The organism is Acinetobacter sp. UBA3132 (assembly GCF_002364825.1).
Classification (GTDB): domain Bacteria; phylum Pseudomonadota; class Gammaproteobacteria; order Pseudomonadales; family Moraxellaceae; genus Acinetobacter; species Acinetobacter schindleri.
This window is the reverse complement of record NZ_DEZM01000228.1, coordinates 14,688-26,722: the sequence shown is the minus strand read 5'-3', so window position 1 is coordinate 26,722 and position 12,035 is coordinate 14,688. Positions and strand designations below refer to the sequence as shown.

At 39.5% G+C, this 12,035-nt stretch carries 12 protein-coding genes and 2 pseudogenes; 5 read left to right on the top strand and 9 right to left on the bottom strand.

The genetic code is table 11. The annotated features are described in order from the left end of the window. The 3 genes and pseudogenes from B4033_RS12670 to B4033_RS12660 all read right to left on the bottom strand — a co-directional run. Positions 1–355: NUDIX domain-containing protein (locus B4033_RS12670; RefSeq protein WP_286834494.1), on the bottom strand; the 355-nt coding region annotated here is incomplete at its 3' end. Positions 356–673: 318 nt separating this feature from the next. Then, positions 674–2,014, bottom strand: a pseudogene (locus B4033_RS12665) (heavy metal sensor histidine kinase). Then, positions 2,011–2,679, bottom strand: coding sequence for a heavy metal response regulator transcription factor (locus B4033_RS12660; protein WP_146048151.1), 669 nt, complete (start codon positions 2,677–2,679; stop codon positions 2,011–2,013). The pseudogene B4033_RS12665 and the gene B4033_RS12660 overlap by 4 nt, the downstream one beginning before the upstream one ends. Positions 2,680–2,775: 96 nt before the next feature. Between B4033_RS12660 and B4033_RS12655 the strand changes: the two are divergent. Both B4033_RS12655 and B4033_RS12650 read left to right on the top strand, forming a co-directional pair. Further along, a pseudogene (locus B4033_RS12655) lies at positions 2,776–3,816 on the top strand (IS481 family transposase). Positions 3,817–4,152: 336 nt separating this feature from the next. Further along, on the top strand, positions 4,153–4,668 hold the full coding sequence (locus tag B4033_RS12650; RefSeq protein ID WP_286834493.1) for a DUF1543 domain-containing protein: 516 nt from the start codon (positions 4,153–4,155) through the stop codon (positions 4,666–4,668). Positions 4,669–4,809: 141 nt separating this feature from the next. Here the strand turns inward: B4033_RS12650 and B4033_RS12645 are convergent, their stop codons facing one another. The 5 genes from B4033_RS12645 to B4033_RS12625 form a co-directional block, all read right to left on the bottom strand. Further along, complete coding sequence (locus B4033_RS12645) at positions 4,810–5,589, bottom strand: DUF4262 domain-containing protein (protein WP_286834491.1); 780 nt, start codon at positions 5,587–5,589, stop codon at positions 4,810–4,812. Positions 5,590–5,666: 77 nt separating this feature from the next. Further along, positions 5,667–6,197 carry a gamma carbonic anhydrase family protein gene (locus tag B4033_RS12640; RefSeq protein WP_286834490.1) on the bottom strand — a complete coding sequence of 177 codons (531 nt, stop codon included), beginning with the start codon at positions 6,195–6,197 and terminating at the stop codon, positions 5,667–5,669. A 111-nt stretch (positions 6,198–6,308) separates the two neighbouring features. Beyond that, complete coding sequence (gene dacC, locus B4033_RS12635; protein WP_048882109.1) at positions 6,309–7,457, bottom strand: D-alanyl-D-alanine carboxypeptidase PBP5/6; 1,149 nt, start codon at positions 7,455–7,457, stop codon at positions 6,309–6,311. A 127-nt stretch (positions 7,458–7,584) separates the two neighbouring features. Beyond that, on the bottom strand, positions 7,585–7,968 hold the full coding sequence (locus B4033_RS12630; RefSeq protein WP_004810468.1) for an MCR_0457 family protein: 384 nt from the start codon (positions 7,966–7,968) through the stop codon (positions 7,585–7,587). A 158-nt stretch (positions 7,969–8,126) separates the two neighbouring features. Then, on the bottom strand, positions 8,127–8,501 hold the full coding sequence (locus B4033_RS12625) for an MCR_0457 family protein (protein WP_004894072.1): 375 nt from the start codon (positions 8,499–8,501) through the stop codon (positions 8,127–8,129). A gap of 109 nt (positions 8,502–8,610) precedes the next feature. Here B4033_RS12625 and surE point away from each other — a divergent pair, with 109 nt between their 5' ends. From surE to B4033_RS12610, 3 genes are all read left to right on the top strand, one after another. Next, on the top strand, positions 8,611–9,387 hold the full coding sequence (gene surE, locus B4033_RS12620) for a 5'/3'-nucleotidase SurE (RefSeq protein ID WP_048882113.1): 777 nt from the start codon (positions 8,611–8,613) through the stop codon (positions 9,385–9,387). A gap of 108 nt (positions 9,388–9,495) precedes the next feature. After that, on the top strand, positions 9,496–10,326 hold the full coding sequence (locus tag B4033_RS12615) for a peptidoglycan DD-metalloendopeptidase family protein (protein ID WP_286834486.1): 831 nt from the start codon (positions 9,496–9,498) through the stop codon (positions 10,324–10,326). Positions 10,327–10,418: 92 nt separating this feature from the next. Then, positions 10,419–11,348, top strand: coding sequence for a LysR family transcriptional regulator (locus B4033_RS12610; RefSeq protein ID WP_163168365.1), 930 nt, complete (start codon positions 10,419–10,421; stop codon positions 11,346–11,348). Between the two features lie 60 nt (positions 11,349–11,408). Here the strand turns inward: B4033_RS12610 and B4033_RS12605 are convergent. After that, positions 11,409–12,035: aminotransferase class III-fold pyridoxal phosphate-dependent enzyme (locus tag B4033_RS12605; protein ID WP_286834484.1), on the bottom strand; the 627-nt coding region annotated here is incomplete at its 5' end.

The window sequence follows — 12,035 nt, the reverse complement described above, 5'->3', positions numbered from 1 at the left end:
GCAGTTCATCTAAAGTCATCCAGACTGCACCGACAATGTCCGTATCTAAAGTTGCATGTGGGTCATAATCAACCGATTTGGCTAAAAAACAGAAGCGAAAATAAGTACGGTCTGGAAACATCGGCGGGGTATAGGTATACATGCCTAAAAGATGGGTCACTTCAACCGTATGTCCGGTTTCTTCCATGGTTTCACGAATTGCGGCCTCGACAATGGTTTCACCGCATTCTACATGACCTGCTGGCTGATTAAATACTGTGTGTGTCACACCTTCTGTATATTCTTCTACAAAAAGGAATTTTCCGTCTTTTTCGACAACGGTTGCGACAGTGACGTGAGCAGTCCAAGCAGTCATAGAAATAGCACCATGGAAAATGATGCACTATTGTATAAAATTTTGTGGTGTGTGGCTATGTTGAGAGGGGATTTCTTTAGCTACTAAAAAATTATTAGTCTTAAAGAAATAAGCAATTTTATGAAATATTGCCTTTAGTTTAAGCGTGAAATACTGAAAATCACTAAAAAAGCTCAATTCAACAGCATTAAGCTTTTATGTGTATAACAAAAAATTTATAAAAAAGAATTTCTTATAGCGTGTATCATGTTAATTGAGAAATATTAAGCATAAGCTTTAAACAGCATTAAGATCTAAGCTTAAACCAAATACAATACCTTACTGGGTGTTATACGCATATGCTTCCCCATCATGTAACATCATAATAGATTTCACGATTGATAGCCCCAAACCGCCCGTTTTTGCTTTGGAATGTCGACTACTATCAATTTGATAAAAACGTTCAAATAAATGTTTCAAATGATGCTCATTTATAAAAATATTTTTGGTTAATACTTCAATATGACAAACATTGTCTATTAACTTTGTTGAAATAACGATGTCTTGACCTTCAAGACCATAATCAATGGCATTGATGATCAGATTGGATAGCGCTCTTTTAAGTAAATCTGAATTCCCATATATTTGAATTTATTGTTCTAATTCTAGACCAAAGGTCATTTTTTTATCTTCAGCCAAGAATTCAAAGTAATTCACCAGTTCTAAAATCAGTGTAGATAAATTAATGATTTTTTTGTCGATAATATAATCAATGTGTTCAGAACGCGCGATGAACAGCATATTATCGATCATTTTACTAAGGCGCTCATATTCTTCAAGATGAGAATATAAAAGCTGTTCCAATTCTTGTTGTGAGCGAGATTGCATGAGCATGATCTGTGTCTGACCCATTAAATTATTTAAGGGGGTTCTCAGTTCATGTGCAATATCTTCAGAAAATCGTGCCAATTGTTCATAGTTCAGTTGAATTTTTTCTAACATGGCATTCATTGCTGAACGGAGGTGCTCAACTTCAACTGTGGTACTTTGAGCTTCGATTCGTTGATGTGGTCGAGTACCCTGAATTTGACGGGTTTGCTCAATCAAATGATTTAAAGATTGCAATAAATATAAGCCGACCCAGCGTCCAAGCAAGCTGGCGATAATAATGCCCAGTAGGCTATAGAGAATCAATTTCCATAAATATTGATCTAAAGTCGCTTGGGCTTCATCGAATTGTGTACCAGCAATGAGTTGATAATGTTGATGATTAAAAACAACCGTTTTATAGGCTAAACGAGTCGTAGCGAACTCATCTTGATTATCTAAAAAGGTAATTTCTTTTGATTCCGCCATAGTAGGAATATGGACGTTAAGCGGATTAATCTCAATTAAGGTCTGTTGTTGGTTTTTTAAGATTAAAAGATTATATTCTTTTCCTAGCATATTTTCATACAGACGAGGGTACTGAACTAGGATTTGAAAACTTTCTTTATCTTTAAGAAAAATTTCAATACGCTCCACACGTGCCGTTAAATTCTGATCACGTTGCTTCGCTAACAACTGTTGCATGTTGTGATATGACAGTAAACCAATACCCAAAAATACAGCACAACAAATAATACTAAAGGAAATACTTAAGCGTGTGGTTAAACTCAAGTGTTGTAGCTGACTTTTCATGGATTGACACTTAAGCGATAACCCATACCTCGAACAGTATGAATTAATTTAGGCTGAAAATGGTCGTCAATTTTGGCGCGTAATCGACGAATAGCCACATCGACCACATTGGTGTCCGTATCAAAATTAATGTTCCATACTTCAGATGCAATTTGCGATCGGGTTAACAACTCCCCTTGATGCTGCATTAAGAATTGCAAGAGCGAAAACTCTTTAGCGCTTAACTCAATTTTTTGTTGGTTTCGATAAACTGTATGTGCCAGTCGATATAAAATCAAATCTGCCACTTGATAGTATTCAGATTCTGTTTTTACGCTACGTCTCAATAAGCTTTTGACTCGTGCTAACAGTTCAATATAGGAGAAGGGTTTTATTAAGTAATCATCTGCCCCTAACTCTAAGCCTTTAACTCGATCTAAAACATGATCTCTTGCAGTCAGCATGAGTACAGGGATCTGCGAGAAAGTTCTTAAGGTCTTTAATACTTGCCAACCGTCAATTTCAGGCAACATGACATCCAAAATGACTAAATCATAATTTTTTTCTTGTAAGGATGTAAGTGCTGTTAAGCCATCATGAGCAATACTGGGTAAATAACCAGATTCATTTAAGCCCTTTGCTAAAAATTCAGCAATTTTAGTTTCGTCTTCAACAATAATTTGTATTAGTTCAGACTTGATCGTACATTCTTCTTGAAAAATAGAAAGTTACCCGTTTTGATAAAGGTGTCGAAATCTTAATCAAACAAAGGTAACTTTCTTATGTTGCATACTAACAATCAAATCATTAAACACAAAGTAGGTCTGCTCAATTTAGCTGAAGAGCTTCAGAATGTATCCAGAGCATGCAAAGTGATGGGTGTTTCAAGAGATACATTTTACCGCTATCAAGAGTTAGTGAAGTCTGGTGATATTGACGCACTGATCAATAAATCCCGTCGAGTACCAAATTTAAAAAACCGTGTAGATGATGCTACTGAACAGGCTGTTATTGATTTCGCAATTCAATATCCCGCATATGGTCAGCACCGTACTAGTAATGAATTACGCAAGAAGGGTGTATTTGTTTCAGGGAGTGGGGTTCGCTCTATATGGCTTCGTCATGATTTAGAAAACTTTAAGAAGCGTTTAAAAGCACTTGAGGCTAAAGTGGCACAGGATGGTATTGAATTAAATGATCAGCAGATTGCGGCACTTGAACGTAAGCATGAGGATGACGTTGCTTGTGGTGAAATCGAAACAGCTCATCCAGGCTATTTAGGTGCGCAAGACACCTTTTATGTCGGGAATCTCAAAGGTGTTGGACGAATCTACCAACAAACATTCATCGACACTTATAGCAAGGTCGTTCATTGCAAGCTCTATACAACAAAAACACCGATTACAGCGGCTGATTTACTCAATGATCGTGTGTTGCCATTCTATCAATCTCAGGACTGACCAATGCTTCGCATCCTCACAGACAGAGGTACTGAGTATTGCGCTAAGGTAGAACAACATGACGATGAGTTGTATCTGGCAGTTAATGATATTGATCACACGAAGACAAAAGCAGCTTCCCCGCAAACAAATGGTATATGTGAGCGTTTCCATAAGACGATTTTGCAGGAGTTCTATCAAATTACGTTTAGGAAGAAGCTTTATAGCTCATTGGAAGAATTACAAGTTGATCTAGACGATTGGCTGAAATTCTATAATACTGAACGGACTCATCAAGGAAAAATGTGCTGTGGTCGTACACCACTTGAAACTTTACTTGATGGAAAACGGATTTGGGCTGAGAAAAATTTAGCTCAAATTTAACCTGACAGGCACAATAAAAAATCGGTAACTGTCAAATCAGGTTTGAGCTAGTACACTATGTTTGGATCTAAACTAATACTACAACATGTATAGTACTTATTTTCAAATCTAGGTAATTGTATAACATCAAAAGTGAATCCATTTAATATAATCGCTGTTATACGAAATAGAACTTTATTGATATCTCTTAAAAATATTTACCTAACCCTTCATAAAACAAGGGAAAATATTATTTATTCGTAAATCGAGGTAGAGAATACTTCTTAACTAATGAAATCGAATTAATTTAAACTATGGATCTTTACTTTATTATTCTACTATTTAAAGGAATCTCCTATGTCTGAACTGCACTTCTACATCACCTTACTGGGCGGTAAACATGAAAAAGCCAATGTAGAAGTACATGATGTAATTCCGGTCATCAGTTCAGATATTGAATCCGCGTATCCTTATTTAAAACAACAATGGTTTGGCTTGCAAAAAGGCCTGCATGTCGATGGCTGGATGAAAATCAATGGAGTGAGTTACCAAGGAGTGAATTATCAGGTCCAGATTAGTGATTTGCCTGTAAATAGCGGTTTAAAACTGTTTTTGATTAATCTGGGTGCTTATATTCCAGACCAGTTTGGGGAAGTCCATAAATATCTGGTTGTGGCTGCCAAAAACAAGATAGAAGCTAAAGCCCAAGGTAAAGTAGCAATTGAAAAAGGCTGGTATAAACCACATACCGATGCAGTGATTGATGTCGATGACTGTTTAGAGTTAAACCAGATTGATCAGAAATTTATACATTTGATCGAAGGGGATTTTGAAGCAAACAGCTTTAAGAACGATTATCTGATTGTTCCGTAATTTAAAAAATGACTACTCGAAATGAAGTAGCCATTTTGATATTCATAAAATGATATTGCTATAAAACGTCTAGTATTTAATTTTTTTAAATGAAATATTAGGTGTTTAAAGAGAGTTGAATATCATCTTAAACTCACTACTTTAACCAGCGAGTTGATCATTATCCTCTAGTGCTGTAAACACCCATTCATCCCCGATAAATTTCCGGTCAGCTGCCTGTCCATATTGCAGGTCGAATACTTCATTTAAGGTTGGATCGCGTTGGAGGATGTGCTCTAATCCAACCAGTATATAATCCTCCTCAGCCAAGGGTTCTGCTGTCAAAAATTGCCAGTCACCATTGCGTTCATGCAATACGGTAACAATTGGCTGCTCCAGTTCCAGCCATTGCCTAGTCGTATAAATGCCTAAATTTCGTGGTTCGCGGAATTTAAACTCGGCATTGCGATCCAGCAGGGGCTGATCAAATTCAAAAACTTCCTCGAAGCCATCTTCCCAAGGAAATTTATCATTCCGATCTGTCCAGACTAATTGTAAGGCTGGAAACGCTTCATCTTGGTAATAGCTTTGCGCAATCCCAAAATAGTCACCGATATTTCTGCGATCAACTTTTAGAAACTTACAGCGGCTTTCTTTAAAAAATACATTCGGATACGTGTTACTGAGCTGGATGCGTTGACCTTTTTGAACGACCTCAGTCACATGATTCAGAATAGTCTGACTAAGTTTAGCAGTGAGTCCAAAACAGATAATTTCTGGATGCCGGAATCTTTCATACAAACCAATGCTATAGCTAAAAGGCGGGGAATAGTCGGTATGAGTGATCGAAATGATTTGTACGCCATACTGTCGAATATTAATTCTGGTCTGATTTAATAGTCCATTGCGATCCGGGCAATGATGATCTTCTGTATGTTTCATGATTTTTATTTTTTGAATTATTTTTTAAATGAACATACAGAAGATTTAAGCTTTCGACAAATGAAATTGTCTAAAGTTTATTTATAGTTGTCTGAAACCTTCACATAATTCTGTGCTGAATACGGCAAAAAAGCTTTTTCTTTGTCGGTGAGTGGACGCACTTTTTTCACAGGACTTCCTATATACAAGTAACCACTTTCCAAAACTTTATTTGGTGGAACAAGTGAACCCGCACCAATCATCACATCATCTTCAACAATCACATCATCTAAAATAATCGTGCCAATACCGACCAAAACGCGATTGCCAATGGTGCAGCCATGTAATTTTACATGATGACCAATCGTGACATCTTCACCAATGATCAGTGGCGAACCTTCTGGCTTATCGGCTTTCTTATGACTGACATGCAACATGGCATGATCCTGCACATTGGAATTCTTGCCAATCCGGATATGATTGACATCACCACGAATTACGGCAAAAGGCCAAACCGAGACATTCTCAGCCAAAACCACATCGCCAACCACAATCCCCATAGGATCGATATAACAAGATTCATCAATCTGGGGAATCATATCTAAATAAGAACGTATGTTTTGACTCATAGTGATCTGTTCATTAAAAGTTTAAGCGTCATGTGCAAAGTATAAAATAAAAAGCACCCATCTGAATGAGTGCTTTGGTCTTAGTCTAAGGCTAAAACAGTCTGTTTAAACTTAGAATAAGTTACTGAAGAACTGTTTGATATGATCCAGCATACGCGCAAAGAAACCAGCTTCTTCTACAGCTTTTAGTGCAACAAGCGGTTTTTCAGCAATCACTTTACCGTCAAGAGAAGCAACGTATTTACCTACCACTTGACCTTGTTTTAAAGGTGCAGTCAATTTAGGTTGAACTACGATTTGCGTTTTAATCTCATTCGCTTTGCCTTTTGGCATGGTCACATTGAAGTTTTCAGCAAGGCCGATTTGAACTTCATTTTCCTTACCAAACCACACTTTAGACTTGGCTAAGACTTGTCTGCCGGCCTGAACATTTTTAGTTTCATAGTTTGCAAAGCCCCATGCCAAAAGTTCACGTGTATGTGTTGCACGATCCTGCATAGATGGCGCACCGAAGATCACAGAGATCAAACGCATTGGACCACGTTTCGCAGAAGTCGTTAAGCAGTAACCCGCTTCATTGGTATGACCTGTTTTCAAACCATCCACACTTGGATCTGTATACAGCAGGGCATTACGGTTGCCTTGCTTGATTCCGTTAAAAGTAAATTCTTTTTCAGAATAAATCGGGTAGTACTTTGAACTGTCTTTAATGATGTGCTGTGCCAGCATGGCCATATCTTTGGCAGTCGAATAGTGACCTTCCGCAGGCATACCGGTTGAGTTTACAAAGCTGGTATTGCTCATGCCGATACGTTTTGCTTCCTGGTTCATCATATGTGCGAAGGTACCCTCGTTACCTGCAATATGTTCTGCCATTGCTTTGGAAGCATCGTTACCTGACTGGATGATGATACCGCGCAGCATCTCAAGTGCTGTCGCCGTGCCGTTTAGCGGAACATACATACATGATTCAGAGCTACTGCCGCGACACCATGCCGATTCGTTCATACGAACCTGTTCATCTTCAGTCAGTTCACCGCTTAATAACTTCTGTTCAATGATGTAGCTGGTCATCATTTTAGTCATTGAAGCAGGGGCTAGTTTTTCATTTTCATTTTTAGATGCGAGAATTTGCCCTGTTTCGTAGTCCATTAGCACATAAGATTTATTATTCAATTCTGGTGGTGCAGATAGGACAGTTGCTGCAAAGCTAAAACTAGGAATTAATAATAATGCAGCAAGAGCAGTTTTTTGGGTCATTTCTAGTAGGTTCCAATATCTTGATGTAAGCACGAAGAGCCTAGCATTTTAGGACAAAGCTAGGCGGACTTCTACGGTTTGCAGTGGCTTATTTCAAAAGTATTGTAAGCATGGCGGCAGAAAAAAATCAGGATTTGCTATAAGTGGTGAGTTCTGTACAAATCGCTTGATTTTTCTGCTGACCTGCTTTCTGCGCATCCTGTTGTGCTTCTTTCAGGATCGGCTGGAATTTTGTGTTTTTGCTAAGCTGATTCAAGGCTTCTACCGGGTTCTTTTGACCAGGCATATATTCACTGACCAGCTGACTATAACCCGCTTTAAATTTATTCTGGTCTTTCACCATACCTGGGCAAATTTCTGAAAGTACATAAATGGCCGCAAGCTCATGCTGAGTCACTTCTTGAATTGGAGTGACTTCAATATTGGTATCGGCTGCAAAACTTTGTGTAGTCAAAATGCTGAAAGTTGAAAGAGTAAAAATGCCAAAGGCTTTAATGAATAAATTTTTCATTGAAAATCAAAAGCTCAAATTAGAAATTAAGATGGGTTTAGATTAACTAATTTTGAAGGAATGAAAAGATTAAAAATGTAAGGAAGCAGTAAAATAATGGAGAAAATCGTTATATAAACAGGATGATGGCGCTGCATCATCCTGTCAGAAAGTCTGAATTAGATTTGTTGAGTGATCAGGTCATTACACACTGCCTGATGTTCATCTTTAGCGGTTTGCTTGGCTTCCTGGCGTGCTTCTTGAAGTGCTGACTGATATTCCTTGTCCTGCTGGATCTTGTCATAAGTCATCGATTTATCAGAATAATCGGATAAGTATTGTTTAATCAGCTGTTGAGTGTTCTGCTCAAATTTGGCATTTTTACCCACAATCCCCGGACAAACTTCAGTGAGCACTTGAACTGAAGCCAGGTCTTCCTTAATAGTCAAATCAACCTCAGCAGATAAATTTTCAGCTGAAAAAGCAGGAGAGCTCAGGCCAGCAGTCAGAGCAAAAGCCAGTGCGGCTACAGCAACCGTATTTTTAATCATCATGAACCACATATATTAAAGATGGATGTTGAACGATAAATATATATAATTCCGTGGCTAATACAAACAAATGTCCCAACCAGTCATTTTTTGGGACGAACGGGATTTTGCTGTGAATATATTGATATCAAATGATGATGGCGTATTTGCTCCGGGCATACAGGCACTAGCGCAGAGCTTAAAAGCCTTAGGCCGTGTAGTGGTTGTTGCACCTGAAAGCGAACGTAGCGGATTTTCCAGTGCATTGACCCTTGACCGTCCACTGCGACCGATTCAGATTGCTCCAGATGTTTGGGCAGTAAATGGTACTCCGGCAGACTGTGTCTATCTGGCCATGAATGGTTTGTTTGATGTCGAATTCGATCTTGTGGTGAGTGGCATTAATAGCGGTGCCAATCTGGGGGATGATGTATTGTATTCAGGCACAGTGGGGGCAGCATTTGAAGGTCGTCTAGCAAAACATCCTGCACTGGCTATTTCTTTGTGTGGGCAAAACGTGCGTGCTTATACCTCACCAGAAGATTATCGTGTTGCAGCGCAATGGGTTTATGATTTTATTGCAGCAGGTTTGCCAGCATTGCCTGAGCGTCAGATCTTTAATGTCAATATTCCGGATATCGCTGAGCTAAAAGGAACCAAAGTGACCTTCCAAGGTCGCCGTAGCCAGTCTAAACCCATTAGCAGTCATGTGGATCCACGTGGCCGTCAGGTTTACTGGATTGGTCTATCTGGTGAAGCAGTTGCAATGCCAAAGCATCAAGGAACTGAAATTGAGTCAGACTTTTTTGCCATCGCCAATGGTTATGTCAGTGTGACGCCAATCCAGATGGATGCTACAAACTATGACGTACTTCACGAATTACAGGGTCAGATTTTAAATAAAATCTAACTAATGTTATAACTTTGTGAATAGATGGACATTGCAACCTTATTTGCTGTGTTTTTTTGCTAATCTAATCGAGTTTTTTAAACCGTATAGATGTTAGAGAGGAAGATAATGTTCCTGGTGTCACCGAAACGCTTTATTGCTTTGCCTACAGGCCTGATTAAAACGTTAGTACTCACAACAGCAGTGGTTTCAGCAGTTATCGTAACTGGGTGTGCAACCAAACCTTATATTAATAATTCCGCACGTTATGCTGCAGCACCTGATTTTTATACGGTTCGTTCAGGTGACACTTTAAGTGGCATTGCAGCACGCTATGGTCTGAGCTATATCAGTGTCGCGGAAATGAATGACATTCCTGAGCCATATCGTATTTATGTCGGTCAATCGATCCGTTTGAAAAATACCAAACGCAGTACGACTACTCAAGTCGTTGATACTTCAGTACCTATCCAGCGTAAAACTGTCGTGGCTCCAACGCCGGTAACTCCAGCGCAGACCACTGTTAAAACGACACCATCAATAACACCAAAAGTCACTACACCTGCTCCAGTAACAACTGTACCGTCATCCGGATTACGTTGGGTAAAACCATCGAATGGTGCAGTATTGCAGCAATACAATCTGGCTTCAAATATTAAGGGCATACGTTACGCAGGTAATGTTGGTGATCCGGTATTTGCCGCTGCTGATGGTCAGGTAGTGTATGCCGCTGACGGTCTAAAAGAATACGGCAATCTGGTACTGGTCAAACATATTAATGGCTACATCACTGCGTATGCACATAACAGTAAACTTAACGTGAAAAGTGGTCAAAATGTAACCGCAGGCCAGAAGATTGCAGAAATGGGTTCAAGTGGTACAACCCGTACCATGCTTGAATTCCAGGTACGTCTGGATGGAAAACCGGTGAATCCTGCATCCGTTTTACCGAATAGTTGAATAAAAAGGTGAAAATGCTAAATTTCACCGTATAATACAATGAGTTGCTTTTATCAAAGGATGAAGCACCTCATAAGTTTAGAGGGGAATTTATGTTAGATCAACTTCGAGCAATGGGCGTATTTGCTTGTGTTGTAGAGAAAAACTCGTTTAGCGGTGCTGCACGTGAACTGGGTATTACCACCAGTGCCGTAAGCCAGCAGATTCGATCGCTGGAGCAGGACATGGAAGTGATTCTCCTGAACCGTTCCACACGAAAATTGAGTTTGACTGAAGCAGGCCAGGCTTTTTTCTATAGCTGTCAGGAAATGTTATCCGCTGCTGAACGTGGCAAAGTCCGTATCAATGAGCTACGTGATGATCTGGTTGGTGACCTGCGTATCGTCGCAACTGCAGAACTATGTTCAATGCATGTGATTCCGGCATTGTCGCACTGGATGGCTGCGCACCGTGGTTTGACAGTGCAGTTTGAAACACAAGATCAACCGCTTGACTTGAAGGATGGTCGTGTTGATATTGAACTGCGCCTTGATCAAGTCATTGACGATAGCAATGTTGAAGTCGTTCCACTTATTCAGATTGAACAGATTCTGGTAACAGCTCCGAGTTACATCAATCAATCTGTTTTAATTACACAGCCGGATGATCTGAAGCAACATGACATTTTGTCACTCAGTCATTTGAACAATCATCAACAATTTTATTTCCAGCATGTCAATACAGCCCAAAAAGTTGAACTTGAACTGAGCTCACGACTAAACACCAATAACAGTATTGTGGCGAAGTCGATGTGTCTGCATGGCAATACCATTGCCCGCATGTCATATCTGGATGTACAAAAAGATTTAATAAACGGCTCTTTGATTGAAGTCCTGCCTGAGTGGAAATTACAACCATTTACGCTATATGCAGTCATGCCAAAACGTGAACAACAACCTATAAAAATTCTCCGTTGTCTTGATACCTTGAAACAATATTTTGGCCAGTTGTCTGGCGGACGTTTGTTGCAAATCGCATCATAAACCGCAAAGAATTAAAAAAGCCGCTTGATGCGGCTTTTTATGTTTCTGGCTTTTAAGAAATTAAGCCAGATATGCTTTAATCATTTTAACCAGACGTTCAATCAGTTGATCAGCCTGTTCCTGAGTAATGTTCAGGGTAGGCAGTAGACGTACCACATTGCCTGCAGTTACGTTGATAATGGTTTTATATTCATCACGCGCGATATCTACCAGTTCGCCACATGCTTTTGGCAATTCAATACCGATCATCAGACCAAAACCACGAACAGTGATATGCTGATCACCAAGCTGGCTACGGATTTGCTCAACGATATAAGCACCTTTTTCAGCTGCATTCGCCACGATATTTTCTTTTTGTATAATATCAAGGATGGTATAAACAATGCGTGAACCTAATGCTGTACCGCTGTAAGTTGAACCATGGTTCCCGGCAGTTAAAACACCAACACCACGTCCTTGGGTCATCACCGCACCAATCGGAAAACCATTACCCAGACCTTTTGCAGTGGTCAGTACATCTGGAACGATATTGGTATGCTGATATGCAAAGTATTTACCGGTACGGCCATTACCTGTCTGAACTTCATCCAGCATCATCAGCCAGTTATGCTGGTTGCACAGTTGACGGATTTCTTCCAGGTAGCTGAAGCCTTGTGGTGCAGTATTGACACCGCCTTCACCTTGAAT